The 25,514-nt window shown below is 72.6% G+C and carries 21 protein-coding genes; 13 read left to right on the top strand and 8 right to left on the bottom strand.

Translation table 11 applies throughout. The annotated features are described in order from the left end of the window. Nucleotides 1-24: 24 nt before the first annotated feature. A complete protein-coding gene (locus BM127_RS22140; protein WP_157829676.1) occupies nucleotides 25-1,005 on the bottom strand; it encodes a hypothetical protein in 981 nt (326 codons plus the stop codon). A gap of 160 nt (nucleotides 1,006-1,165) precedes the next feature. Here BM127_RS22140 and BM127_RS04965 point away from each other — a divergent pair, with 160 nt between their 5' ends. Continuing rightward, complete coding sequence (locus tag BM127_RS04965; protein ID WP_091195087.1) at nucleotides 1,166-3,343, top strand: HelD family protein; 2,178 nt, start codon at nucleotides 1,166-1,168, stop codon at nucleotides 3,341-3,343. 68 nt (nucleotides 3,344-3,411) lie between these two features. Then, the gene (locus BM127_RS04960; protein ID WP_091195085.1) at nucleotides 3,412-4,263 is read left to right on the top strand and encodes a LamG domain-containing protein; all 852 of its coding nucleotides are present in this window, start codon (nucleotides 3,412-3,414) and stop codon (nucleotides 4,261-4,263) included. A 3-nt stretch (nucleotides 4,264-4,266) separates the two neighbouring features. Here the strand turns inward: BM127_RS04960 and BM127_RS04955 are convergent, their stop codons facing one another. After that, nucleotides 4,267-5,250 (bottom strand): DMT family transporter, encoded by a 984-nt coding sequence (locus tag BM127_RS04955; protein ID WP_091195083.1) that lies wholly within the window; start codon nucleotides 5,248-5,250, stop codon nucleotides 4,267-4,269. Nucleotides 5,251-5,320: 70 nt separating this feature from the next. Between BM127_RS04955 and BM127_RS04950 the strand changes: the two genes are divergently transcribed. From BM127_RS04950 to BM127_RS04905, 10 genes are all read left to right on the top strand, one after another. Further along, nucleotides 5,321-6,400, top strand: a complete 1,080-nt coding sequence (locus BM127_RS04950; protein WP_091195081.1) for an NAD-dependent epimerase/dehydratase family protein — start codon at nucleotides 5,321-5,323, stop codon at nucleotides 6,398-6,400. A 126-nt stretch (nucleotides 6,401-6,526) separates the two neighbouring features. Further along, nucleotides 6,527-8,266, top strand: a complete 1,740-nt coding sequence (locus BM127_RS04945; protein ID WP_175507318.1) for a polysaccharide biosynthesis protein — start codon at nucleotides 6,527-6,529, stop codon at nucleotides 8,264-8,266. Then, nucleotides 8,263-9,420: a DegT/DnrJ/EryC1/StrS family aminotransferase gene (locus BM127_RS04940; RefSeq protein WP_091195077.1), complete on the top strand. Its 1,158-nt coding sequence runs from the start codon at nucleotides 8,263-8,265 to the stop codon at nucleotides 9,418-9,420. Before BM127_RS04945 ends, BM127_RS04940 begins: the two co-directional genes overlap by 4 nt. Further along, the gene (locus BM127_RS04935) at nucleotides 9,417-10,466 is read left to right on the top strand and encodes a polysaccharide biosynthesis protein (protein WP_091195074.1); all 1,050 of its coding nucleotides are present in this window, start codon (nucleotides 9,417-9,419) and stop codon (nucleotides 10,464-10,466) included. The genes BM127_RS04940 and BM127_RS04935 overlap by 4 nt, the downstream gene beginning before the upstream one ends. Then, nucleotides 10,463-11,578, top strand: coding sequence for a polysaccharide biosynthesis C-terminal domain-containing protein (locus BM127_RS04930; RefSeq protein ID WP_091195071.1), 1,116 nt, complete (start codon nucleotides 10,463-10,465; stop codon nucleotides 11,576-11,578). The genes BM127_RS04935 and BM127_RS04930 overlap by 4 nt, the downstream gene beginning before the upstream one ends. Continuing rightward, nucleotides 11,575-12,702, top strand: coding sequence for a non-hydrolyzing UDP-N-acetylglucosamine 2-epimerase (gene wecB, locus BM127_RS04925; RefSeq protein ID WP_091195068.1), 1,128 nt, complete (start codon nucleotides 11,575-11,577; stop codon nucleotides 12,700-12,702). The genes BM127_RS04930 and wecB overlap by 4 nt, the downstream gene beginning before the upstream one ends. Continuing rightward, on the top strand, nucleotides 12,699-13,946 hold the full coding sequence (locus BM127_RS04920) for a glycosyltransferase (RefSeq protein ID WP_091195064.1): 1,248 nt from the start codon (nucleotides 12,699-12,701) through the stop codon (nucleotides 13,944-13,946). The genes wecB and BM127_RS04920 overlap by 4 nt, the downstream gene beginning before the upstream one ends. Beyond that, on the top strand, nucleotides 13,939-15,396 hold the full coding sequence (locus BM127_RS04915) for a hypothetical protein (RefSeq protein WP_091195061.1): 1,458 nt from the start codon (nucleotides 13,939-13,941) through the stop codon (nucleotides 15,394-15,396). The genes BM127_RS04920 and BM127_RS04915 overlap by 8 nt, the downstream gene beginning before the upstream one ends. After that, nucleotides 15,393-16,838 (top strand): lipopolysaccharide biosynthesis protein, encoded by a 1,446-nt coding sequence (locus BM127_RS04910; protein ID WP_091195059.1) that lies wholly within the window; start codon nucleotides 15,393-15,395, stop codon nucleotides 16,836-16,838. The genes BM127_RS04915 and BM127_RS04910 overlap by 4 nt, the downstream gene beginning before the upstream one ends. Continuing rightward, nucleotides 16,835-17,986 (top strand): glycosyltransferase, encoded by a 1,152-nt coding sequence (locus BM127_RS04905; protein ID WP_091195056.1) that lies wholly within the window; start codon nucleotides 16,835-16,837, stop codon nucleotides 17,984-17,986. The genes BM127_RS04910 and BM127_RS04905 overlap by 4 nt, the downstream gene beginning before the upstream one ends. Before the next feature lie 96 nt (nucleotides 17,987-18,082). Here BM127_RS04905 and BM127_RS04900 read toward each other — a convergent pair whose 3' ends face one another. From BM127_RS04900 to BM127_RS04875, 6 genes are read right to left on the bottom strand one after another with little or no spacing between them, the layout of a single operon-like run. Further along, on the bottom strand, nucleotides 18,083-19,321 hold the full coding sequence (locus BM127_RS04900) for a glycosyltransferase family 4 protein (RefSeq protein ID WP_091195054.1): 1,239 nt from the start codon (nucleotides 19,319-19,321) through the stop codon (nucleotides 18,083-18,085). Next, on the bottom strand, nucleotides 19,321-19,944 hold the full coding sequence (locus BM127_RS04895; RefSeq protein ID WP_091195052.1) for a sugar transferase: 624 nt from the start codon (nucleotides 19,942-19,944) through the stop codon (nucleotides 19,321-19,323). Before BM127_RS04895 ends, BM127_RS04900 begins: the two co-directional genes overlap by 1 nt. 1 nt (nucleotide 19,945) lies before the next feature. Next, the gene (locus tag BM127_RS04890; protein ID WP_157829675.1) at nucleotides 19,946-20,647 is read right to left on the bottom strand and encodes an HAD family hydrolase; all 702 of its coding nucleotides are present in this window, start codon (nucleotides 20,645-20,647) and stop codon (nucleotides 19,946-19,948) included. After that, nucleotides 20,644-21,618, bottom strand: coding sequence for an ATP-grasp domain-containing protein (locus tag BM127_RS04885; protein ID WP_091195047.1), 975 nt, complete (start codon nucleotides 21,616-21,618; stop codon nucleotides 20,644-20,646). Before BM127_RS04885 ends, BM127_RS04890 begins: the two co-directional genes overlap by 4 nt. 5 nt (nucleotides 21,619-21,623) lie before the next feature. Next, entirely contained in the window at nucleotides 21,624-22,955 is a 1,332-nt protein-coding gene (locus BM127_RS04880) for an O-antigen ligase family protein (RefSeq protein ID WP_091195044.1), read from the bottom strand. Then, nucleotides 22,952-24,556: a glycosyltransferase family 2 protein gene (locus tag BM127_RS04875; protein ID WP_091195042.1), complete on the bottom strand. Its 1,605-nt coding sequence runs from the start codon at nucleotides 24,554-24,556 to the stop codon at nucleotides 22,952-22,954. The genes BM127_RS04880 and BM127_RS04875 overlap by 4 nt, the downstream gene beginning before the upstream one ends. A gap of 117 nt (nucleotides 24,557-24,673) precedes the next feature. Here BM127_RS04875 and BM127_RS04870 point away from each other — a divergent pair, with 117 nt between their 5' ends. Continuing rightward, nucleotides 24,674-25,495, top strand: a complete 822-nt coding sequence (locus tag BM127_RS04870; RefSeq protein WP_091195040.1) for an FkbM family methyltransferase — start codon at nucleotides 24,674-24,676, stop codon at nucleotides 25,493-25,495. Nucleotides 25,496-25,514 lie beyond the last annotated feature (19 nt).

Genomic DNA, 25,514 nt, shown 5'->3' with positions numbered 1-25,514 from the left:
CCGAACCTACGTGCGCGGTCCGCATCAGGGCCGGCTGCGCGCCACCGCCCGGACCACCGACGGCAGGGCCAGTCCGAGGTAGGTGTCGACCGCCGGCGTCCCGGTGGCCGCCCGGAGGGTCCCGCACACGGTCGGGTCCAGGGCGAGCGTACGAGCGGTGCCGGTCGCGTCGGTGAGCACGACGACGTACGACGTCGCGCCGGGGTCGACCGGGCAGTCGGTCATGGCGCCCCGGCGGACGGCCGTCGTCGCGATCGCGCGGATCGAGTCCGCCACCGGGGAGCCCACCTGCCACTGGTCGACGAGCTCGCGGCGCCTGCCGCCGCCCGTGTACGCACAGACGTCCGCGGCCGACGCCGACAGGGGCAGCAGCGGCACGGTCGACCGCCAGTGCGACGCGGCGGTCTCGACGAGGAGGGCGGCCGAGGTCCCGTCCGTGTTGGTCGCCGCCGTCGTGAAGCGAGGCGGACAGGAGACAGGGGCGGGCAGGGCGCCGGGTGGGCCGGACGTCCCGGCGGCGTCCATGAGCAGCGTCGTCTCCAGCTGGCTGAAGAGCACCTGGTCACGCGTGCTGCACCCGGTGTCGCCGGTGAGCTCGGCCACGCGGCCGTCCGCCAGCCCGACCTCGATCCGGAACAGCCCGGTGGGACCGGCGATCTCCTCGTCAGGTGCGCACACCGGTCGGTCGACCTGCGTCTCCCAGAGGCTCTCGGCGACAGCGGCGGCGATGTCCCCGGTGATCACGCCCTGCGGGTGGCGGACGCGCTGGGTGGCACCTGCGTCGGCGATCGGGCAGAAGCGCACCCACGTGGCGGCCTGCTCGCTGATCTCGCCGGCGGGTGCGTCGGCGGTGGTCACGCACTCCGTGCTCGCCGTCGCCGGACGGGACTCGTCGTCGTCGACCAGCCGGGGCAGGGTGAAGGCACCGGCCACCACCAGGCCTGCCACCACGGCGGCGCCGAGCCACCGCCGGGCGTGTGCTCGGCCCTGCGTGTCGTCGCCCATGCGTCCCCCTGTCCGGTCCGGCTCCCATCCAACAAGACGGCAGGCGCGGCCGGCGGTTCCACGGATCGCCGGTAAGTCGGCGACCGGGACCACCCGGCGGTAGGCTTCTCGGTCTGCCCGGGAGTGTGGGCAGTGGTCATCGGGGGATGAGGAGCAGGGTGTGAGCGAAGAGCTCGAGACGCGGGAGATCGCGGCGGAGCAGGAGTACGTCGACGAGGTCTACGTCCAGCTCGATGCGTCCACCCAGAACGCCAGGGCGCTGGCCGCAGAGGGCCACAGTCGCGGCAAGCTGGAGCACGAGGGCGGCCTCGTCGAGCGTGACGCGATGGTCTTCCAGGCCGCCAAGCGGATCGCCCAGCTGGACGCGGCCCACGAGGGCCTCGTCTTCGGACGCCTGGACCTCGACCCGGAGATCGACGTGCTCCCGCGCTACATCGGTCGCATCGGCGTGCGCAACGCCGAGCGTGACGTGCTGCTGATCGACTGGCGCGCCCCGGCCGCCGGCGTGTTCTACCAGGCCACCGCCGCGACCCCGCAGGGCGTCGTACGCCGTCGCGTGCTGCGCTCGCTGCACCGCACGGTCATCGGGGTCGAGGACGAGCTGCTCGACGACCAGGCCGAGACCGAGCTCCCGATCGTCGGCGAGGGCGCGCTGATGGCGCAGCTCTCCCGCGCCCGCGACCGCTCGATGCACTCCATCGTCGCCACCATCCAGGCCGAGCAGGACCAGGCGATCCGCGCACCGGGCAAGGGTGTCGTGTCGATCTCCGGCGGTCCGGGCACCGGCAAGACCGTGGTCGCGCTGCACCGCGCGGCGTTCCTGCTCTACAACGACCGCCGCCGCTACGAGGGTGGCGGCGTGCTCGTCGTCGGCCCGAGCGGCGTCTTCATGCGCTACATCGAGCGCGTGCTGCCGAGCCTCGGCGAGACGGCCGTCGCGCTGCGCTCATTGGGCGAGGTCGTCGGCGGCGTCCGGGCATCGCGCCACGACGAGCCCGCGGTCGCCGACATCAAGGGCGCGACCCGGATGGCCGAGCTGCTGCGCCGCACGTCGCGCCAGCACGCTCCCGGCGCCCCCACGAGCTTCCGGATCTACTGGTTCGACGAGACGATCGTGCTCGACCCGGGCGTCCTCGGTCGGCTGCGTCGCCAGCTGATGTCGCAGGGCCGTCGCAACCGCCAGCTCCCGCGCGTGGCGCGGACCCTGCTCGACGCGATGTGGCGCCAGGTCAAGGGCGAGCGGGGCCGTGACCGTGGCCGCGACGCGTTCGACGACGACATGCTGTCGCACGACGGGTTCGTCGAGTTCGCCACGCAGTGGTGGCCGCCGCTCGACGCGCTCACCGTGCTCCGCTGGCTGCGCGAGCCGGAGTTCCTGTCCCGCATCGGCGAGGGCGTCGTGACCCGTGAGGAGCAGCTCCTGCTCACCAAGTCGTGGGGCGCCGGCGACCTGTCCATCGAGGACGTGCCGCTGCTCGACGAGCTGCGCTACGCCATCGGCGACGTCCCGCAGCGCACCGACGACGAGCGCGACCTCGACGACTCCGGCCTGCTCGAGGGCGGCGTGGACCTCCAGGAGCTCACGACGGTCTCCGAGCGCGACTACGCCCCCGGCGGGCTGTCCTGGTCGGCGCCGACCCACAGGATCGAGGACGACGGCTATGCCCACGTCCTCATCGACGAGGCGCAGGACCTCACCCCGATGCAGTGGCGGATGGTCGGTCGACGCGGCCGGGCCGCGAGCTGGACCATCGTCGGTGACCTCGCGCAGTCGTCGTGGCCCGACGCGCCCGAGGCGGCCGCCGCCCGGGCAGAGGCGCTCGAGGGCAAGGAGCTCCACGAGTTCCACCTCTCCACCAACTACCGCAACTCGGCCGAGATCTACTCCTTCGCCGCCGCCTACGCCGGGCGCGTGGGCCTCGACGCCGACCTGCCCGACGCCGTACGCCGCACGGGTGAGGAGCCGCAGGTCATCGGTCCGGTCGACGACCTCGAGGCGGCCGTGCGTGCCGCTGTCGCGGAGACGTCCGGGCGGGTGGAGGGCACCGTCGGCATCGTCGTACCTGTCGCCCGGCGCTCCGAGGTCAACGCCTGGCTGGCGTCGTGGCCCGAGTTCGCCGAGCACGCCGCCGGCGCCCGTGCCGCGGTCGACTCCAGCGTCACCCCGAGCGGCGAGGACCGCATCGTGGTGCTCACCGGCCTCGACACCAAGGGCCTGGAGTTCGACGGCATCGTCGTGGTGCGACCGCAGGAGATCGAGGACGAGTCGGCCACCGGCCGCTCGACCCTCTACGTCGTGCTGACCCGCGCCACCCAGCTGCTCACCATCCTCAGCTGAGCCGAGCTCATCGACGGCGGCTAGCATCGCCGCCCGACGTCCGCCCACACCGACGCACCAGGAGGACGATGTCCCGGCGCCCACGCCAGCAGCTGCTCCGGCAGCCGACGGTCCTCGCAGCGGTCGCGCTCCTCGTCGCGACCCTGGTCCTCGCGCTCGGAGCCGGGGCCGCCCGGGCGACCCTCCCGCGTGGCGACACGGTGGACTCGGACCCCGCGCCCACGTGGGGCTGGGAGCAGGTCTTCTTCGACGGCTTCGACGGGCCGGCCGGGGTGTGGCCGGAGCAGTGGCACGCCATGCTCGGCTCCAACGGGGCGGCCCAGAACGGACTGGGTCAGCTCGACGTCGGCCACCTGGCCCAGATCCGCACCAACGCCGGCTGGACGCTCCCGGCCGGGACGCAGGTGCGTGTCACGGCCAGCCTCCTCATGCCCGACACGAGCAGCAACTACGCCGCCTTCTGGGTCCAGCACCCCAACGGCACCGACCCGCGCGAGATCGACGTCATCGAGAGCTACGGACCCCTCAAGCCGACGGGCGCCCAGCTCGGCTCGCACATCTGCTACGACGAGATGGTCGGCACCGACAGCGAGGCGTGCGAGCTCTCCGGCCTGCCGCCGGAGCTCTGGCCGGTGACGCAGTCGTTCCCCGTCGGCGCCCTGCCCTGGGAGGCCAGCTGGGCCTACTCCGCCGACTTCACGATCGGCGGCGACACCGTCCTCTACTCCGCGACGGACGGCGGAGGCATCCGCACCTACGACGTGGCGTCGACGCCGGACCCGCGGCGGGTGCCGGGCAACGTCGCCCCCTTCCACCTGAGGTTGTCCAACAAGGACGTCGCGCCGCAGTACGCCCTTCCCGGCGGCACGCGGCACAGCATGCTCGTGGACTGGGTGCTGGTCGAGGTCAGGTATCCCTAGCGCTCAGTCGCTCCGATGGTCCGGCAGGGGGTCCGGCAGGGGGTCCGGGAGGACCGGCCCCGCGGCAGCGGCAGGTCTGCCGAGCCCGGCCACGGCACCCAGCACGAGCAGGATCCCGACCACCGCGACCGGTCCGAGCGACTCGCCCAGCACGACTGCCGCGACCACGGCGGCGGTGACCGGCTCGACCAGGCTGGCCGTCACGGCGGTGCTGGGGGCGACGACGCGCAGCCCGGAGTAGAGCAGAACGTAGGCCAGCGCCATCGTCAGCGCGCCGAGGTAGAGCAGCCAGGCGAGCACGGCCGGGTCGCCGGTCACGCGCGGCCCGTCGACGAACGCCAGGCACGGCAGCAGCACCGCCGCACCGACCAGCGTCATCCCGCTGGTGAGCACGAGCGGTGAGGTCCCCCGGCTGATGGAGCCACCGGCAGCGGTCGTCAGGGCGTACGTCGTCCCCGAGGCGATCGCGAGCAGCACCCCGGCCACCGGGGCCGGGCCGGTCGCGGACTCGTGCCCCGCCACGCTGACCAGCACCAGCCCGGTCAGCGCCGCAGCGAGGACGGCCAGACGTGTGCCGGTCGGCATCCGGCGATGGCGTACGGACTCGGCGACGGTCAGCAGCACCGGGGCCAGTCCGAGGCTGACGACGGTGGAGACGGCGACGCCGACCTGGGTGACGGAGACGAAGTAGAAGCCCTGGTAGGCGGCGGTCCCGACGCCGACGACGAGCAGCTGGCGCGGCCTCGTCCGGGCGAGGGCGACGAGCTCGCCACCGCGCCGCAGGGCCAGGAGCGCGACCACGAGCACCGCGGCAGCGATCGTCATCCGCCACGCACTGATCGTCACCGGCGACAGCGCCTCGTGCTCGCGGATCAGCTGGACCGCGAGCCCACCCGTGCCCCACAGGACGCTGGCGGCACCCACCTCGACCAACCCGCGGACGTGGGACCGCTGGTCCACGGAGGCGACGTACGACTCCGTGGGCATGCGCCGGATTGTGTCAGCCGCGGACCCCGACGACATCCGGGTTTCGGCCGGCGTCTCCTAGGCTGCCGCCATGCCTTCTCCCTCACAGGCCGGCGGTCGGGTCCTCGTCACGGGCGGTGCCGGCTTCATCGGTACGACGCTGGCGCGCCAGCTCGCGGACTCCGCCGAGCAGTGGGTCGTCCTCGACAACCTGCACCCACAGGTGCACCCCGGTTCCGAGCCGCCGGCCGACCTGCCCGGCTCCGTCGACCTCCGCGTCGGCGACGTGACCAGCGCCGACGACCTCGACGCGGTCGTGGCCGACCTGCGCCCCGACACCGTCGTCCACCTCGCTGCGGAGACCGGCACCGCGCAGTCCCTGTCGGAGAGCACCCGCCACGGGATGGTCAACGTCGTCGGCACCACCCAGCTGCTCGACAGCCTGACGCGCGCGGGGCACGTCCCGAGCCACTTCGTGCTGAGCAGCTCGCGCGCCGTCTACGGCGAGGGCGTCTGGCGCAACCCCGACGGCACGACGTTCCAGCCGGGCCTGCGCACCCACGCCCAGCTGGAGGCGGGCACCTGGGACCACGGCGACGGGGCCGCGCACGTGCCCAACTCGGTGGCCGGGACGCACCCGAACCCGATCAACGTCTACGGCGCCACCAAGCTCGCGCAGGAGCACATCCTCGCCGCCTGGACCGGCTCGCACGACACCCGGCTCTCGGTGCTGCGGCTCCAGAACGTCTACGGCCCGCGCCAGTCGCTGTCCAACCCCTACACCGGCATCGTGTCGCTCTTCTCGCGGCTTGCTCGCGAGGGCCAGTCGATCCCGCTCTACGAGGACGGCGACATCACCCGCGACTTCGTCCACATCGACGACGTGGTCAGCGCGCTGGTCGCCGCCATCGCCCACAAGCCGGCCGACCACATGCGGACGGTCGACATCGGCAGCGGCGTACGCACCACCATCGGTGACCTCGCCCGTGAGGTCGCCCGCTACCACTCGGCGCCGGAGCCGCACATCACCGGCCAGTACCGCGACGGCGACGTCCGGCACGCCTCGTGCGCGGTCGAGGACACCGTGCGACGACTCGACTGGGAGCCCCGCGTGAGCCTGCGAGACGGGGTCGCCGGGTTGCAGGAGTGGATTGCGACCCAGCTCGACTGAGCGGTGCGACCCCGGGCCCGGACACGCTGTGCGAATCGCCCAGGTGGGCTAGACGGGTCTAGCATGGGCTGGCCCTACGGGCCTATAGACGAGTAGCCAACTTCACGCACGGGGGCGAGAAGGATGATGGACAACGCATTCGCGCGCAGGGGAGCCCTCGCGCTCTGGGACATCGGGTCCTGGGCGCTGGCGACGGCCGTCGTCATCGGCGTGCGCCACGACTTCAACCTGACCGAGGTCCTGTGGGACTCGGTCATCGCCTACTGGCTGCTCGCGTCGGCCCTGCTCCTCGCGATCGGGTACGCCACCAAGTTCTACCGCGGCCGCTACCTGGTCGGGTCCTTCGACGAGGCCATCGGTCTCGCGCTCCTGCTCGGTGTGGTGGGTGCCCTGACGCTGGCCATGTCCGCGTCGATGACTGCCCCGGCCCCCCGCAGCGTGGTCGTCCTCGCGCCGCCGATGGCGCTGCTGATCTCCGCGGCCGGACGCCTCTTCTACCGTGGGCTGCGCGACCGGCTCCAGGTCGACGAGTCCCGTCCGGCGGGGCGACGCGTGCTGATCTACGGTGCCGGCGACGCCGGCCGCCAGGTGCTCAACCTCCTGCGCGGTGACGCCGACGAGGTCGTCGGATTCCTCGACGACAACCCCGGCAAGCGCCACCTGCGCATCAGCGGCGTCCCCGTGCTGGGTGCGGGATCGCAGCTCGCTGCGGTCGGCAGCAAGCGCGACGCCGACGTCGTCGTCCTCGCCATCCCCTCCGCCAACGGTGCCGTGATCGACCGGGCCCAGAAGGCCGCGCAGGCCGCCGGGATGGACTTCCTCGTGCTTCCTCGTGTGGCGGAGATGATCGGCGGCCAGGTCAGCGCCGCCGACATCCGCCCGGTCGAGATCGGCGACGTCCTCGGGCGCCACCAGGTCTCGACGAGCGTCACCGAGATCGCGGGCTACCTCACCGGCAAGCGCGTGCTCATCACCGGCGCAGGCGGCTCGATCGGCTCCGAGCTGGCGCGCCAGGTCCACAAGTTCGGTCCGGCCGCCATGGTCATGCTCGACCGCGACGAGTCCGCGCTGCACGCCGTCCAGCTCTCGATCTTCGGCCACGGCCTGCTCGACGAGCCCAACACGGTGCTGTGCGACATCCGCGACCGCGGTGCGCTCGAGAAGGTCTTCGCCGAGCACCGGCCCGAGATCGTCTTCCACGCCGCCGCGCTCAAGCACCTGCCGATGCTCGAGCGGTTCCCCGACGAGGGGTGGAAGACCAACGTCCTCGGCACGCTCAACCTGCTGCGCGTCTCCGAGCGCCACCGCGTGGCCCACTTCGTCAACATCTCCACCGACAAGGCCGCCGACTCCACGAGCGTGCTCGGCACCACCAAGCGCATCGCCGAGCAGCTCACCGCCTGGTACGCAGCGCGCGGCGTCGGCCACTTCATCAGCGTCCGGTTCGGCAACGTGCTGGGCTCGCGCGGCTCGATGCTGCACACGTTCAACGCGCAGATCGAGGCGGGCGGGCCGATCACGGTCACCCACCCCGACGTCACCCGCTACTTCATGACGATCCCCGAGGCCTGCGAGCTCGTCGTCCAGGCCGGCACGATGGGCCGCTCCGGCGACGTCATGGTCCTCGAGATGGGGACGCCGGTGAAGATCCTCGACGTGGCCCGGCGGATGATCGAGCTCTCCCACGCCTCGGGTGTCGACATCGTCTTCACCGGGCTGCGCCCGGGGGAGAAGCTGCACGAGCGACTCTTCTCCGACGAGGAGTGCCCGCAGGGCACCGAGCACCCGATGATCCGCAGCGTCGCCGTCCCCGCGGTCGACCCCGCGGAGCTCAGCGACCTGGCACCCGCAGTGGGGGATCGTTGACGTCTCGCACCTACCTGTCCTCCCCCGACGTGACGCAGGCCGAGGAGGACGCACTGGTCCGCGCGCTGCGCTCGGGGTGGGTCGCCCCCCTCGGACCCGAGGTCGACGCCTTCGAGGCCGACCTCGCGCAGGCCACCGACCGTGCCTACGCCGTGGCGCTGAGCTCGGGCACCGCCGCCCTGCACCTCGGCCTGCTGCACCTCGGTGTCGGGCCCGGTGACGTCGTGGTGACCTCGTCGATGACCTTCGCCGCGACCGCCAACGCGATCACCTACACCGGGGCGACGCCGGTCTTCGTCGACTCCGATGAGACCGGCAACCTCGACCCCGCCCTGGTCGAGCAGGCGATCGAGGACCAGCAGCGTGCCGGGGCCCGGGTGGGCGCCGTCGTGCCGGTCGACCTGCTCGGCAAGGTCGCCGACCACGTGGGCGTCAGCGCAGCCGCCGACCGCCACGGCGTACCCGTGCTCGTCGACGCCGCCGAGTCGCTCGGCGCGCGTCGCGGTGGACGCCCCGCGGGTGCCGACGGAGTCGGCGCGGTGGTGTCGTTCAACGGCAACAAGATCATCACCACCTCCGGTGGCGGCGCGCTCCTGTGCGACGACCCCGAGATGGCCGAACGCGCCCGCTACCTCGCCACCCAGGCGCGTCAGCCGGTCGTGCACTACGAGCACGTCGACATCGGCTACAACTACCGGCTGTCCAACCTGCTCGCTGCCGTCGGTCGGGTCCAGCTCGCCCGCCTGCCGCAGATGCTCGACCGCCGTCGCGGCTGGCGCCGCCGCTACCGCGAGCTCGTCGCCCCCGTCGACGGCCTGACCGTGTTCGGCGGCCAGGACGGCGTCGACGCCGCTGCGGGCGAGGACCACGACAACTTCTGGCTGACGTCCGTCGTCGTCGACGAAGCGGTCACCGGCTGGTCCGCCGACGAGCTGCGCCTGCACCTCGCCGAGGCCGACATCGAGGCCCGGCCGCTGTGGAAGCCCATGCACCTCCAGCCGGTCTTCGCCGACCGGCCCGCCTACACCAACGGCACGTCCGAGAGACTCTTCCGGACCGGCCTGTCGCTGCCCAGCGGCTCCGCGCTCAGCGACGACCAGTTCGAGCGGGTCGTCACGCACGTCCGTACGTTCCTCGAAAGGAAGACCCTGTGACCACCCCCCCGAGCGAGAGCGACACCTCTGTCGCGGGCCGGACCATCACCATCACCGGCGGCACCGGGTCCTTCGGGTCGATCATGGCCCGCCACCTGCTCGACGACGGCGCTGCGCGGATCAACATCTTCAGCCGCGACGAGGCCAAGCAGGACCTCATGCGACGGGCGTTCAACGACGAGCGGGTGCGCTTCTTCCTCGGTGACGTGCGCGACCCCGACAGCGTCCGTACGGCGGTGCTGGACGCCGACTTCGTCTTCCACGCCGCTGCGCTCAAGCAGGTCCCGTCGTGCGAGTTCTTCCCCCAGCAGGCGGTCAAGACCAACGTCGTCGGCAGCCACAACGTCATCGAGGCGAGCGCAGCGGCCGGCGTCCGCTCGGTCGTGCTGCTGAGCACGGACAAGGCGGTCTACCCCGTCAACGCGATGGGCATGTCGAAGGCCCTCATGGAGAAGACCGCGCAGGCCTTCGCCCGCAACCACCCCGACCACGACATGACCGTGTCGGTCACCCGCTACGGCAACGTCATGTACTCCCGCGGCTCGGTGATCCCGGCCTTCATCTCGCTGCTGCGCGAGGGCAAGCCGCTCACCATCACCGACCCGCGGATGACGCGCTTCCTGATGTCGCTCGACGACTCGGTCGACCTGGTCAAGCACGCCTTCGCCCACGCGCAGCCCGGAGACCTGTTCGTCCGCAAGGCGGCCGCCACGACCGTGGCGACGCTCGCCACCGCGGTCGGGCGACTCTTCGGCCAGGACGAGCCCGAGGTGCACCGCATCGGCACCCGTCACGGCGAGAAGCTCCACGAGACGCTGCTGAGCCGCGAGGAGATCGCCAAGGCCACCGACCAGGGCGACTACTTCCGTGTGCCGCTCGACGACCGGGGGCTGCAGTACGAGAAGTACTTCTCCGAGGGGGAGGAGGAGGTCGACACCACTGTCGACTACGCCTCCGACTCGGTGGCGCCGCTCGACGTCGAGCAGACCGTGGCCCTGCTGCGCACCATCCCCGAGATCGCCGCCGACCCGGAGCTGCGCGCGTGAGGATCCTGCTCACCGGTGCCGAGGGCTTCCTCGGCTGGCACCTGCGGTGCCGCATCCACGCCACGACCGACCACGAGGTCGTGCCCGTCGCGCGCGCGGACTGGGACCGCCTGCCCGCCCTCGCGGCTGACGTCGACGCGGTCATCCACGTCGCGGGCGTCAACCGTGCCGGCGACGCCGAGCTGGTCGACGGCAACGTCGCGGTGGCGCAGGGAGTGGCCGACGCCCTGGCGGGCACGACGGGAGTGACCGTCGTCTTCGCCAACTCGATCCAGGTGGGCAACGGGTCGGCGTACGCCGCGGGCAAGGAGCAGGCAGCCGAGGTGCTGCGGGCGGCGGCCGGCCGCAGGGACGGCCGCTTCGTCGACGTCCTGCTGCCCAACCTCTTCGGGGAGCACGGACGTCCCGGCTACAACTCCTTCGTCGCGACCTTCGTGGACCGCGCGATCTCCGGCGACCGGCCCGAGATCGCCGACCGCCCGATCGAGCTGCTGCACGCCCAGGGTGCGGCGCAGGCGCTGCTAGACGCGCTGGCCCCCGACGCTCCCGCGACGGTGCGGCCCGGGGCGCACCCCACGTCGGTGCAGGCGGTGTGGGACGCCCTCGAGCGCTTCCACTCCACCTACGTGCCCAGTGCCGACGTCCCGGCGATGGCCGACGACTTCGAGCGCGACCTCTTCAACACCTACCGGGCCGCGCTCTTCCCTGCCCACTACCCCCTGGCGCTGACGCCCCGGAGCGACCAGCGCGGCCGACTGGTCGAGACGGTCCGCACCCACGGCAGCGGCGGCCAGACCTTCGTCTCCACGACGGTCCCCGGCGTCACCCGCGGCATCCACTACCACCTCCACAAGATCGAGCGGTTCGTCGTGCTCGACGGCGAGGCGGTCATCCGGTTGCGGCGGATGTTCCACGACGAGGTCGTCGAGCTGCCGGTCACCGGCGAGCAGCCCGTGGTCGTCGACATGCCGACCATGTGGTCGCACGACATCACCAACGTCGGCGAGGGTGTGCTGACCACGCTGTTCTGGACCGACTCGCTCTTCGATCCCGACGCGCCCGACACCATCCACGAGCCGGTCGTCCGCCCGGCCCCGCAGGAGGACGCATGACCAAGGTGATGACCGTCGTCGGGACACGTCCGGAGATCATCCGGCTGTCCGAGACGATCAAGCTGCTCGACCGCACCGTCGACCACGTCCTGGTGCACACGGGTCAGAACTACGACCACAACCTCAACGAGATCTTCTTCTCCGAGCTGGGCCTGCGCGCGCCGGACCACCTGCTCGACGTCGACACCAGCAGCCTGGGCCGGGTGCTCGGCGAGGTGCTGATCAAGACCGAGGAGGTGCTGCTCGAGGAGCAGCCCGACGCGGTGCTGGTGCTGGGCGACACGAACAGCTGCCTGGCAGCCGTGATGGCCAAGCGGATGCGCATCCCCGTCTACCACATGGAGGCCGGCAACCGATGCTTCGACGAGAACGTGCCGGAGGAGACCAACCGGCGCCTCGTCGACCACGTCGCCGACTTCAACCTCGTCTACACCGAGCACGCCCGTCGCAACCTCCTCGCCGAGGGGTTGCACCCGCGTCGCATCCTCAAGACCGGCTCGCCGATGAAGGAGGTCCTCGCTGCGCACGCCGACGCGATCGACGCCTCCGACGCCGTCGAGCGCCTCGGCCTCACGCCGCAGGGCTACGTCCTGGTGAGCGCGCACCGCGAGGAGAACGTCGACAACCCCGACCGCCTCAACCTGCTGCTCGACTGCCTCGAGGGCGTGGTCGCCGAGACCGGGATGCCGGTGCTGGTCTCCACCCACCCCCGCACCCGCAAGCGGCTCGACGCGCTGGGCCGCTCCACCGAGGGCATCACCTTCCACGACCCGCTGGGCTTCCTCGACTACAACAAGCTCCAGAAGCAGTCCTTCTGCGTCCTGTCCGACTCCGGCACGATCTCGGAGGAGTCGTCGCTGCTCGAGTTCCCGGCCGTCACGCTGCGCGACTCGATCGAGCGTCCCGAGGCGCTGGACTCGGCCTCGATCCTGATGACCGGGCTCGACGCGACCAACGTCGTGGAGGCGGTCCGCTTCGCGGTCTCCGACACCGATCGTGCCTCGCGGGTGCCGGAGGACTACCGCATCGGTGACTGCTCGCGCCGCGCGGTCGGCTTCATCCTGTCCACCCACGCGCGCTACGAGAACTGGCTGGGGATCCGTCAGGCTCCGGGGGCGACGTGACCCCGGCGGACGTGGAGGTCCTCTACGTCTCGTCCGTGCCCTCGCCGGAGCAGTTCGTGGCGATGCAGGGTGAGCTGCTGCCGTCCGCGCAGCAGGTCACCTACGGCATGCCGGAGTCCGGGTTCAAGTTCCACTCGCTCATCCAGCGCGGACTCCTCGACAACGGGGCGCGGGTCACCTCACTCGTGGGCCGGAGCGCCACCCCGACCTTCTACCGCGGCGGGTGGTGGCGTCGCGTCGTGGACCGTCCGCGGCCCTCGCTGGTGGTCGACCACCGCGGTTTCCCCAACGTCCGCGTCCTCAAGCAGGCACACCTCGCGGCCTCGCTCGCGGCGGGCGCCCTCAGGTGGAGGCTGCGCACCCGTGGTCGCCAGCGGTTCGTGGTCGTCGACGCGGCGTACGTCTCGGCGCTGCCAGGGGTGCTGGCAGCGACGCGCGGCGTCACCCGGGTCGCCGTGTTCGCAGACGTCTACACCTTCATGGCCGACGTCAGTGACGCCAGCAGCCGCAGCGGCGCCCGCTACCGAGCCGTACGGCGAGTGGTGGGGCGCACCTACCGGTCCATCGACCGCTTCGTGCTGCTCACGCGCCAGATGGACGACGTGGTCAACCCGCTGGGGCGTCCGTCGATCGTCATGGAGGGGCTGGTCGATGCCGACATGGCTGCCTCCGACAACGTGCTCGAGGCCAAGGACGAGCAGCTGACCGTGCTCTACTCCGGGGCCCTGCGCCGCGAGTACGGCCTGGCCCACCTGGTCGACGGCTTCCGCGCGTGGGACCACCCGTCGGCCCGCCTCGTGGTCTACGGCGGCGGCGACTTCGCGCCCGACGTGGCGGCGGCCGCGGCGGCGGACCCGCGCGTCGAGTTCCGCGGCACCGCGCCCAACGCGGAGGTCGTCGCTGCCCAGCAGCGTGCGTGGCTGCTGGTCAACCCGCGGCCCGCCGACCAGGAGTTCACTGCCTACTCCTTCCCGTCCAAGAACATGGAGTACCTCGTCTCGGGCACCGCAGTCCTCACCACCCGGCTGCCGGGCATGCCGCCCGAGTACGACGAGCACGTCCTGACCATCGACGGGTCGTCCGCCGCTGACGTCACAGCCGCGCTCGAGCGCGCCGCCGCACTGGGACGGACCGCCCTCCACGAGCGCGGCGACCGTGCCCGGCGCTTCGTGCTCGAGCGCAAGAACCACCGAACACAAGGGCTGCGCATCGTGCAGCTCGCTCTTGGGGAGAGCCATGACTGAGACCGACACCGCGCCGCGCGCCGAGACCCGCACCTGGATGAGCGACACCGAGCGCCCCCTGGTCTTCCGCTTCGAGGGCGTGACACGTTTCGTGCCGCTCTTCGTGGCGACCGGCCTGTTCCTCGTCTCGTGGGCCCTGCTCGCCGTGGGCCCGATCGACTGGCACCTGGTGCGACCGCTGCGGGTGCACCTCTTCCTCGCCGCCGCCACGGCCGCCCTCGCGGGCGGCTACCTGTTCGCGGTGCGTCGTGGGCGGACCCCGGTGACCCGTGTCCGGAGCCCCCTCGACGCCTCGATGCTCGTCATCGCCGCGTCGGTCGTCTACCTCCTGCTGTTCATCCCCGTCTCGCGCACGACCACCGGGAGCTGGCTGCCCGACGTCTGGGGCGGGCTGAGCGACGCCGGTGCGGCGTACGCCCGCAACAAGGACCTCAACGAGTCGGCCACGCCGGTCTTCCTCTACCTGCGCATGGTCGTCGCGCCGCTGACGATCCTGATCTTCCCGCTGACCCTCTTCCTCTGGCCGCGGCTGTCGCGGGTCGCGCGGTCGCTGGGTGTGCTCTGCGTGCTGCTGTCGGTGGCCCTCACCGTGGCGCAGGGCATCAACCGGGGCGTGGCCGAGCTCTGTGGGCAGCTGGTGCTGTTCCTGGTGCTGGTCGCCGCGAGCTCGCTCTCCCGCGACCGGCGCGGTCGTCTGCTCCGCTCGCTGGTCGGCATCGTGGTGGTGGTCGGCGTCTTCTTCGCCTACTACGCCACGACCATCAACAGCCGCATCGGCGCGGATGCCGCAGCCGCAGAGGACGAGGGTGGCAGCTCGGAGACCGTCGACGAGCGCATGCGCGACACGGCGCTGATCGACGTCGCCACCACGCGCGAGGACCACATCTACTTCGCCGTCGTCCCGGAGTCCCTGCAGTCCGAGGGGCTCATCTTCAGCAGCTACCTCACCCACGGCTACCGCGGCCTCTCGCTCGCGATGGACGAGGACTTCACGCCGACGTGGGGACTGGGGTTCTCGGAGTTCTACCGTCACAACCTGCTGCGCGTGGTCGGCCAGGGCGACCGGGAGGAGGCGATCGAGGCGAGGACGTACGCCGGCAAGCTCATCGACCAGGGCTGGCCGGACGGCATGGTCTGGTCGACGTTCTTCGTCCACCCCGCCTCGGACATCGGGTTCCCGGGCGTCATCGCACTGATGGCCCTGATCGGTTTCGCCCTCGGGCGGAGCTGGCGCGACACCCTCGAGCGTGGCGACCCACTCGCCGCCGCGGTGTTCTTCTACCTCTGCATCCTGGTCTTCTACCTCCCCGCCAACAACCAGCTCTTCCAGGGCGGCGAGCTCGCCATCGGGTTCACCGTGCTGACCGTGGTGTGGCTGGTGCTGCGCCGCCGCGGACGCGACGGCGCCGCGACCGAGGAGCACCGGTCCCCGACCGGTGCTGCCGGATGAGCGGCGCCGGTCGCCGCCTGATCGGGCGCGGATCCGTCTACACCCTGGGCAGCGCCGCACCCATGCTCGCCGGTCTGCTCGTGACGCCGTTCCTGACGCGAGCGGCCGGCGTCGACGAGTACGGCCTGATCTCGGTGTCGATCACGACCATGCAGTGGTCCCTGGTCGTGCTGACCCTCGGCCTGCCGCTGATCATCACCCGTCACGTCCTCGCGGAGTCCACCGGCACCGAGGGGGCCCGCGGCCTGGTGCTCGTCGGCACGGTCGCGGCGCTGTCCACCGCGGTGGTCGTGGCGGCCCTGCTGCACGTCGTCGCGCTCGGTGGCTCGGCGACCTCCCTCGCCGTCTCGCTCGCCCTGGTCGCCGGCGGTCTGGGAGCAGGCATCGCCCTGACCCAGGCGTGGGCGGTCGCGCTGGAGCGGGCCTGGTTCTACGTCGTGCTGGCCGCGGGGCCGACCCTCCTGGCTCCGGCCGCCGGCCTGCTGGCCGTCGGAGCGGGCGAGCAGCCGTCTGCCGGTCGCTACTTCGCGGCCGTCGCTGTGGTCAACGCGCTCACCCTCGCGTTCGGGCTCGTCAAGGTCCTCGGGTCCGGGCGCGTCGTGCTGCGCTGGAACGACGTGACCGCGGCAGTCCGTACGTCGCTGCCCCTCGTGCCCCACCAGTTCGTCACCGCCAGCGCCAACGGCGTGGGGGTCCTGGTCGCCGCGGCGGTGCTGGGGCGGAGCGACGGCGGCCGCGCCCAGGTCGCGCTCTACCTCGGGACCGTCGCGCTGACGCTCACCAGCGCGGTGGCCTACGCCTGGCTCCCGGTGCTCGCCAAGGGTGCGCGCGAGACCCGCGGTGAGCAGCTGGGCGAGACGGCCGCACTGGTGACGACGCTCGCCGCACTGGCGACCGGCGGGGTCGCCCTGCTGTCGCCCTGGCTGCTGGCGGTGCTCGTCCCGGCCTCCTTCTCGGTCGGCGACATGGTGCCGCTCGTCGCTGCTGCCTGTCTGGCCGCTCCGCTCGCCGCCGTCTACCTGGCCCACTACCAGCTCGTCGTGCTCAGCGGCCGTACGGCTGTGCTGGCCGTGCTGAGCCCGCTGGCGATGCTTGTCGGCGCGGCGGTCTCGGTGCTCGCCACCCGGTCGCTCGGGCTCGCGGGCGTCGGCCTCGGGGTGGCGACGACGTACGCCTGCCTGTGGCTCCTGGTGCGCTCCCTGGCGCGCCGGGTCGGGGGAGTGACCTGGCCCGAGGCGACCGTGCTGGCGCCGCTCCTGGTCGGGCTCGTGCTCTGCCTGGCAGGTGCCCTCCTCCCGTCGTCCGGGATCGCCGCGGCGGCGACGCGCGGGCCGTTCGCGCTCCTCGTCGCAGCAGCCGGAGTGGCGGTGCTGCACCGCCTCTTCGGTCGTCGCGGGACCGTGGACGCCGTCGTCGCCGAACCGTCGGAGGGGGCGTCGTGAAGGTGGTCGTGCTGGCACCCGCCTACGTCCCGGCCCACAAGGCGGGTGGCCCCGTGCCCGGGATCGTCGGAGCCGTCGACTCGCTCCGCGACCACCAGGTGCACGTGCTGACCTCCGACCGCGACCTCGGCGACACCGCGCCCTACCCTGCGCCCCACGTCGGCACCGTCGAGGTCGACGGCACCCCCGTGACCTACCTGCCGCCGCTGTCCTGGCGCGCCCGGGGGGCGTGGCGGGCGGCGCTGCGCACGGTCCGCGCTGCGGACGTCGTCTACGTCAACTCCGTCATGTCGCAGGGATTCACCGTGCTGCCGCTCGTCGTGATGGCGCTGACCCGCTGGCGCGGCCGTCTGCTCGTCAGCCCGCGCGGGGAGCTGGCGGCCAGCGCCCTGGCCCTCGGCTCGCCGTGGCAGAAGAAGGTCTGGACGGGGCTGCTCCGCGTCAGTCGCTCGGCCGTCCGGTTCGGTGGCTCGCCGACCGTGTGGGTGGTGAGCTCCGAGCGAGAGCAGGCCGACGTGACGAGGATGTTCCCCGGCGCGCGCTCCGCCGTGGTGCCGGAGCGCCTGCGACCGGTCGGGAGCTCCCCCGCGGCCCCCCGTCCGCCACGAGGTGAGCAGCTGCGCGTCGTCACCGTGGGCCGGGTCGCACCGGTCAAGGGGATCGACGACCTGGTGCGCGGTCTGGCCCACGTCCGGACGCCGGTGCGGCTCGACGTCCTGGGACTGCTCGAGGACGCGGAGCACGTCGCGGTCGTCCGGACGCTGGTCGACCGGCTGCCCGACCACGTCGAGGTACGTCTTGTCGGCGCCGTCGGCCCCGAGCAGGTCGAGGAGGCGCTGCGCACCAGTCACCTCTTCGCGCTCCTGACCCGGGGCGAGAACTTCGGTCACGCCATCGGCGAGGCGCTCCGAGCCGGGTGCCCGGTCCTGATCAGCGACCAGACGCCGTGGACCTACGTCGGGGCGTCAGGCGCCGGCGTCGTGCTCGACCGCGCCGCGTGCGGCTCTCCGGAGGCGGTCGGCGCAGCGGTGCAGGCCTTCGCCGACATGGCGGACGCCGAGTGGGACGCGCGGTCGGCGCACGCGGCGTCCCTGGAGGCCACCAGCACCGCGTCGTTGGCCACGGTCCTGCGCGAGCTCCAGGGCTGACGGCCCGGCTCGCCACGTGCAGCCTCCGCGAGCGGTGGGCCACCCACATTTCTGAGGCGGCGAACGTGGCTCCACCACCGCTCGGACGGAGGCGGCTCAGCGTCGCTGGCCAGCCACCGCGGACTCGAGGGCCCGCGCCAGGCGGTGCGGCCCGACCCGCGGGGAGTAGTGCTCCTCGTAGAGCCCGCGCGAGCGCCGGCCCATCGCCTCCAGCTCGGACTCGGGACTCCGGAGACCGGCACCGATCGCTGAGTCGAGCGCAGCAGCGTCACCGGGGTTGGCCGCCCAGCCGCACTGCCCGTCGGTGACGACCGACGCCGCGTCACCTGCGGCGTGGACGAGCACGGGGCGGGCGGCGGCCAGGGCGGTCTGCACCTTGCTGGGCATCGTGACCCGGAGCAGCGGCGTGTCCTGGAGGGAGACGACCTGCACGTCGGAGGCAGCGATCCAGCGACCGACCTCGGAGGTGGCCACCGAGCCGGCGAAGCGGATGTTGGTGGCGCCGAGCCGCGCCGCCAGTGCCTCCAGCCGACCGCGCGCGACGCCGTCACCGACCAGCACGAGCTGCGCCTCGGGCCGTCGGGCGAACGCCTCGACGAGGGCGTCGAGGCCCTGCAGCTCGCCCAGGTTGCCGGCGTACATCCAGGTCCGTCCGGCGGAGAGCCCGAGCTCCGCACGCAGCCCCGCACCGGGGGTGACGTCGGGCAGGAGGTGGTCGTCGGAGATCCAGTTGGGCGTGTCGTGGACCAGCCGGTCGGGCACGCCGCGGTCGACCAGGACCCGACGCATGCCGGGGGAGATCACCCCGATGCCACCCGCGTGCCGGTAGGTCGCGTCGCAGAAGCGGGTGAGTGCGTTCTCGACCGCCGCCCCGGCCGCGCCTCCGACGAAGCCGCTGCCGGTGACGCTGTCCGGCCAGAGGTCCTGCACGAGCAGGAAGTAGGGCGCGCGGTGGCGCCGGAGCAGGCGTACGACGGGCAGCACCGCCGTCGCGGGTGAGGAGTAGACGAGCCACACGTCGGGCCGGGGGACACGGGTGCGGGCCACGGCGCTGGCACCCGCCGCGAACGAGAGGTAGTTGGCCATCCGCGCGACGGCACGGGAGTCGTGGTTGGGCCAGAGGGGGGCGCGGTGCACGGTGATGCCGGACGGCGTGGTCTCGCGCTGGTAGGGGCGGACGCGGTAGCCGTCCATCACCCGACCGGTGGGGTAGTTGGGGAAGCCGGTGAGGACCTCGACGTCGTGACCCGCACCCCGGAGGCCCTCCGCGATGGCCGAGGGGACGACGGTGCCGGTCTCCGGGGGGAACCACTGCGTGACGAAACCGATCCGCATCAGCCGCGGTCCCCGTGCGCGTGGGTCCCGCGGAACTCGGCCATCGTCGCCTCACCGTCCGCGGACACGCCCGTGCCGCGCACCACGTGCCGGACGGTGGCCAGCAGGATGCGGAGGTCGCCGGTGAAGCTGCGGGTGTCGACGTACTCCACGTCGAGACGCAGCTTGTCCTCCCACGAGACCTGGTTGCGACCCGACACCTGGGCGAGCCCGGTGAGGCCCGGGCGGACCTCGTGGCGGCGCGCCTGCTCGGGGCTGTAGCGGTCGAGGTAGCGCTCCAGCAGCGGTCGCGGACCGACGAGGGACATGTCGCCGCGCACGATGTTCCACAGCGAGGGCAGCTCGTCGAGGCTGAGCTTGCGCAGCAACCGCCCGGTGGCGGTGAGGCGCGACGCGTCGTCCGTGCGCCCGCGCGCGGGATCCTCGTGGTGCATCGTGCGGAACTTCACCAGCTCGAAGACCTCGCCGTCGAGCCCGGGCCGGCGCTGCCGGAAGAGCACGGGCCGACCCATCGTCAGCCGCACCGCCAGGGCGGTGAGCGCCTGGGCCGGCAGGCTCAGCACGAGGGCGGGCACCGACACCGCCAGGTCGAAGGCACGCTTGAGCACCAGTCCCCGATCCATGTCAGGTGAGTCTAGGTGTGACGGACAGGACCTCGGCCAGCCCGGCCCACGAGTCGACCGTGACGTCGGGGTCGAGGCGGTCCTCGACCTCCTGGTGGAGCTGCCCCGGCATCCGCATCCGGACGCAGGACCAGCCGAGGTCGCGCGGAGCGTCGAAGTCCTTGTGCGGGTTGTCGCCGACGTAGACGAGGTCCTCGGGCGCCAACCCCCAGGCCTGTGCCACGTGCAGGAAGGCACGGGGGTGCGGCTTCCAGCCCTCCCGGCCCCACACGTCGGTGAGGACCACCGGGCCGTCGACGAGCTCCTCGAGCCCCAGCGCGCGGACCTTCTGCTGCTGCCCGACCAGGGCGCCGTCGCTGATCACGGCCGTACGGCGTCCGGCGCCGCGCAGGTCCGCCAGCAGGTCGCGCACCCCGGGCAGCAGGTCGATCTCCGGGACGTGGTGCCGGTAGACCTCGACGAGCTCGAGCACCTCGACCCGACCGCTCAGCGCCGGGTCGGACGCAAGGAGGTCGTCGAAGTGGCTGCCCCACTCGCCACTGGTGAACCGGCGCCACAGGTGGTCCGCCACCTGCGCGGCGTCGGAGTCCGACCTCGCCGCGACGTGGGCGCCCACCGCGGCGAAGCCGGAGCGTACGTAGTCGCGCTCGAGGTAGAGCGTGTCGTCGAGGTCGAGGACCACGCCGCGCGGCGCCCCGATCACCAGCGCAGCTCGTCGGTGAAGTGCTCCACCATGTAGCGCGTCATGTAGAGGCCCTCGCGGTAGTCACCGAAGCGCTGCGGTGTCGTGGCGCCCGCGACCTGGTCGAGCAGCCAGGCCGGGTAGTCGCCGCCGGCGGCGCGGGTCAGCGGGAAGCCACCGCCGAACCGGGGGTTGACCTCGATCAGCACCGGTCCCCGCTCGGTGCGGAAGAACTGCAGCGTCACCGGACCGCGGGCTCCCAGCTCGCTGCACGCGGTGAGCACGCGCTCGATCCACGGCCCGAGCTCGTCGTGCGGCAGCGTGACTCCCTGGATGGACTCGCCGCCGAGGGTCTTGATGCGGGTGCGTGGCACGTAGTGCACCGGCCTGCCGTCGAGGTCCAGCAGCGCATCCACCGTCACCTCCGGCCCGGTCAGCCGCTCCTGGATGATCGCGTGGGGCACCACGTCCACGGTCTGGCGCACGCTGCCGCGCTCGATCAGGTGGACGTCCTTGCTCGAGCTGCCGTTGCGCGGCTTGACGACGAGGGCGTCGGGGAGCTCCGGCAGGGTGTCGCCGGCCAGGTCTTCGGGCAGCCACGAGCGGGGTACGTCGATCCCGCGGGCGGAGAATGCCTCCGCGGTCGTCGCCTTGTCGCCGCAGACGTCGACGAAGGCAGCGGACGACACCAGCGCGAGGGCGCCGGCTCGCGCCAGGTCCTCGGAGTGGCGCGCCAGCAGCGGGAGCTCCGTGTCGATCGTCGGCACGACCAGCCCGACCTCGTGCTCCCCGATGACCTCGAGAAGCCGTGGGACGTAGGCCGGGTCGGCGAGCGCAGGGACGCGCACCGCGAGGTCGACGTCGACGAGGGCGGGGGCCAGGGGGTCGGGATCGGCGGCGAGCACCTGGAGGCCGCGCTCGTGGGCCGCCTCGAGGAAGGCCCGCACGAGCGAGACCCGGCGACCGGCGCAGGTCACCAGCACATGCGTCATGGGCGTTACCTTCGCACGTGGCGGCGATGGGTCGCCACACCGTGCGCCTCGGCGCGACCTCGGCCCTCGCCCTGCTCCGGGGACGTCACGGCCGGCACGGGTCGCCGCTGCCTCGAGGAGGACAGGACGACCAGGAGGAACCAGCCCAGCGGGGTGGTCGCCAGAGGTTCGTTGATGCCGTACACGATGAGCGCGGCGGCCAGCAGCACGGTGAGGGTGGCCCAGACGTCCCGGTCCTCGGAGTGCAGCGGCGTCAGCCACCAGCGGCGTACGGCCTCCAGCACGAGCACGACGTACGCCAGGGCGAAGGCCCCCATCCCGACGAAGCCCAGGTCCGGCATGACGTCGATGAGCGAGTTGTGGCCGTGCGCCACGACCCCGGCCCCGTAGTTGGCGTTGATGTACTCGAAGACCGGGTTGGGGGGCGCCTGGACCCACGCGTGCGGCCACGTGGTCCCCCAGCCCTGCCCGAGGAGGCGCTGTCCGTAGGTCGCGTTCCAGATCGCGGTCCACACCTGGGTGCGCCCGGAGAGGGTGGCCGAGTCCCTGCCCAGCAGGACACCGATGAGCGGTAGTGCGACGACCGCGGCCACGACCGTGCCGAGTGCGAGGGCGAGGACCGTCCGACCCCGGAGGCGCTGCGGGAGGCGGTGCCTGCGGGTCGACGCGAAGGCCAGCGCCGCGACCAGCGCCGCGCAGACGAACGCCGTTGCCGACTGGGCGAGCACCAGGCCGAGGGCGAGGGTGGCGATCCCGGCGCTCCACAGCAGCCGCGCCCGCCGCCCCTGCGGGTGGTGCGCCAGTGCCGCCGCCCACGCGAGGGCGAGGGTGTAGCCGAGGATGTTGCGGTTGGCGCCGACGCCGGCGAGGAACCCCTTGGCGCCGTCCGGCACGTCGGCGAACGGGAGTCCGGCCCAGTAGGCGTAGATCGACCCGATCACGACCGCCACGCCGCCCAGGTGCAGGCCGTGGGCGATCGTGCGCAGGTCGGTGGACCACGAGCACAGCCAAGCGACGAGGGCGATCTTCACGTAGACCATCGAGACCCCCCACGTGACGTCCCAGGAGATCGTCCACGCCAGCGAGGCGTACATCAGTGCCACGACGGGCAGCACGGCCCACGGGATGCGGGGGAGGCGGATCCACGGAAGGGTCAGCACGGTTGCGCCGACGGCGACCAGGATCGAGCGGTGCAGCGAGTCGCCGAAGAACGGCACCATCGTGAGCGGGTTGCTCATGAAGAAGAAGACCGCCGCGATCGCGAACGCCCACACGACACCCGACGGGCTGCCGGGTGGTTCGGGACGGCTCCGGAGACGCACCCAGAGGTCGCTCATGTCAGCCTCCGGCGCAGCCTCGCGTTGCGCTCCCTCAGCTCGGCCACCTGCTCGCGCAGCGCCGCGACGGCCTCGTTGACCGCACCGAGGTCCTGGGCCGCCTGCTCGTTGAGCCGCGCGAAGCGGAACTTCTCCGCGGTCTCCTCCGCGAGCGCGCGGTGGAGGTCGCGCACCTCGCGTGCCGCCCCGGGTTGCAGGAGGATCGCCAGGCCGTCGAGCGTGGCCAGGACCGCCTCGCGACCCGATGCCCAGACCTGCTCGTCGTGCAGGTGCCGTGACCCCTCGCCGTCGTTCCACACGCGGTAGGTGGCGGTGACGGCCGGGGTGCTGGCCACCCCCGTGACGACAGCGGCCCGCATGAGGAAGTCCCAGTCCTCGGTGGTGTCGAGCGACTCGTCGAAGCGGTGGCCCAGGTCGCCGAACACCCCGCGCGGCACGGCGAAGGTCATCGGGGGCGAGGCGTTGTCCCAGAGGTGGTCGACCATGCTGAACGCGTCGGGCCAGATCCGGTGGGCCGGACCGGTCTCGACCGGGACCGGCCCGCGGGGGCCGTCGTCGTCGACGAGCACCGGGCGCACCTCCTGCGCCAGCGCGACCGAGCGCAGCACGACACCCGGGTGTTCCGCCTCGAGCGCGGCGAAGGCCGCCACCCAGTCGGGGGCCACGGCGTCGTCGTCGTCGAGCACGACGGCGTACCTGCCCTGCGCGACATCGAGCGCGTCGTTGAGCGGCGACGAGCGGCCCGGACGCTCGACCTCGATGAGGCGGGTCCTGGCGGCCAGCCAGGCGGGCATCGTCTCGACCACGTGCCGCACCGCGTCGACCGCGTCGTCGGCGACGCGGTGGCACGCGAGCACGACCTCGAAGTCGCGGGAGGACTGTCCGGACAGGCAGGTCAGCACCTCCTCGAGGCACTGGAGCCGGGTGCCCTGGGTCCGGGTGATCACCGTCAGGAACGGGCGCTGCTCGCGGCCGGTCGGGAGCCGGGGCGGGGTGAGGCCGGCGTCGAGGAGCACGCGGTGCAGCGTCGAGGACGGCAGCGCGGCCGGGTGCCCGTAGGGAGGGACGTCGCCGGGCGGTGCGGGGTGAGCGGGCGCCTGATCGACGAGCACGGCCGCGGCCTCGAGGCGTCGTACGTCGGTCCCGTGCGCCAGCGAGCTCGCCGCGGCCTCGGCCGCGGTGCACGCCCGCAGGTGCTCCGGGCCGGCCGTCATCGGCACCGCGACGCAGGCGTGCGGCGCGGGCACCGTCGCGCCGTCGCGCTCGAGGACGGCCGCGCCGTGCGGGAGGACGCGGGTCCCGACGAGAGCGGCCCCGCCGGCCGCGTCCGCGACGAGCAGCCGCAGGCAGGACGGTGTCGGCAGGGCGGTGGCGTCAGCGAGGACGAGCACGTCCACCGCGTCGGTCCGCGCGTCGGCAGCCACGCGCTGCACGCCGGTCTCGTCGAGCCAGCGATCGAGGTCGTCGGGGGCGTCCGCGACGTCGGGCAGCTGCAGCGACCGCAGAGGTGCGTCGACCCGCCCCAGGGCCCGGACCCACGCGTGGATCCGCTCGTCAGGGGCGTCGCCGCAGAGGCGGAGGGCGACCGCAGCGACGGACACGCGTTACCTCTTCTCTGCAGCCCTTGCCACACGGTGGGACGGCCGCGATCCTAGCCGCGAGCCGGGCCGGGCGACCGGGGCAGGCACTAGGGTGACGCGGAAGTCCGAGGAGGATCAGTGGGTCTCGACGTCAGGTCACGCGTCCGGCGCCGGGTCCTGCCGTGGTTCGAGGCGCACAACCCGGGCGACATCACCATCCGCAACCCCCACACCCGGGACCGCTTGCGGCTGCACAGCTTTCGCCACAAGGGTTACTGGTTCCACCGGCGCCGCCGCGAAGCGCCGAGCATGGCGCTGTTCGCGCGTCTGGTGGGTCCGGGCGACCGGGTGGCCGAGGTGGGCGGGCACATCGGTTTCATCACCCAGTACTTCGCACACCTCGTCGGGCCTGCCGGGTCCGTGGTGGTGTTCGAGCCGGGGCCCAACAACCTCCCCTACCTCCGGACCAACACCGAGCACCTCCCGCAGGTCACCCTCGTCCCCGAGGGTGTCGGCGAGACATCCGGGACTCTCACCTTCTACGTGGAGGCCCTGACCGGGCAGAACAACTCGTTCGTCCCGCACTTCGAGGGGTTGGAGACCAACGCGCGGGCGGCCGGCGTGGACCCCGACGTCCGGGCCGTCGAGGTCACCGTGACCACCCTCGACGCGCGCTTCCCCGAGCCCCCCGACTTCGTCAAGGTCGATGTGGAGGGCTTCGAGCTCGAGGTCCTGACCGGTGCCCGCCGCACCCTGGCCGACGGGCGGCCGGCGCTGATGGTCGAGGTGCAGTCGCACCAGGCCGAGCTGCACGCCCTCGCGGTCGAGCTCGGCTACGTCGTGGTCGACGAGCTCGGGGCGCCCACCGACCTGCCCGCGTCGTGGGCCGGGAACTCGTTCTGGCTGCACCCGGACCGCCACTCGGAGGTCCTCGAGGAGCTGCTGCGACCCCACGGGTGAGACCCGCGGGACGGGCCCG

Source organism: Nocardioides alpinus, assembly GCF_900112035.1.
Classification (GTDB): domain Bacteria; phylum Actinomycetota; class Actinomycetes; order Propionibacteriales; family Nocardioidaceae; genus Nocardioides; species Nocardioides alpinus.
This window is presented reverse-complemented; position numbering and strand designations above follow the sequence as displayed.

What these genes read in the sequence shown, in the direction of transcription:
- BM127_RS22140 (WP_157829676.1), bottom strand. Translation starts at nt 1,005, where the DNA reads ATGGGCGACGACACGCAGGGCCGAGCACACGCCCGGCGGTGGCTCGGC.
- BM127_RS04960 (WP_091195085.1), top strand. Translation starts at nt 3,412, where the DNA reads ATGTCCCGGCGCCCACGCCAGCAGCTGCTCCGGCAGCCGACGGTCCTC.
- BM127_RS04955 (WP_091195083.1), bottom strand. Translation starts at nt 5,250, where the DNA reads ATGCCCACGGAGTCGTACGTCGCCTCCGTGGACCAGCGGTCCCACGTC.
- BM127_RS04950 (WP_091195081.1), top strand. Translation starts at nt 5,321, where the DNA reads ATGCCTTCTCCCTCACAGGCCGGCGGTCGGGTCCTCGTCACGGGCGGT.
- BM127_RS04945 (WP_175507318.1), top strand. Translation starts at nt 6,527, where the DNA reads ATGGACAACGCATTCGCGCGCAGGGGAGCCCTCGCGCTCTGGGACATC.
- wecB (WP_091195068.1), top strand. Translation starts at nt 11,575, where the DNA reads ATGACCAAGGTGATGACCGTCGTCGGGACACGTCCGGAGATCATCCGG.
- BM127_RS04915 (WP_091195061.1), top strand. Translation starts at nt 13,939, where the DNA reads ATGACTGAGACCGACACCGCGCCGCGCGCCGAGACCCGCACCTGGATG.
- BM127_RS04910 (WP_091195059.1), top strand. Translation starts at nt 15,393, where the DNA reads ATGAGCGGCGCCGGTCGCCGCCTGATCGGGCGCGGATCCGTCTACACC.
- BM127_RS04900 (WP_091195054.1), bottom strand. Translation starts at nt 19,321, where the DNA reads ATGCGGATCGGTTTCGTCACGCAGTGGTTCCCCCCGGAGACCGGCACC.
- BM127_RS04895 (WP_091195052.1), bottom strand. Translation starts at nt 19,944, where the DNA reads ATGGATCGGGGACTGGTGCTCAAGCGTGCCTTCGACCTGGCGGTGTCG.
- BM127_RS04885 (WP_091195047.1), bottom strand. Translation starts at nt 21,618, where the DNA reads ATGACGCATGTGCTGGTGACCTGCGCCGGTCGCCGGGTCTCGCTCGTG.
- BM127_RS04880 (WP_091195044.1), bottom strand. Translation starts at nt 22,955, where the DNA reads ATGAGCGACCTCTGGGTGCGTCTCCGGAGCCGTCCCGAACCACCCGGC.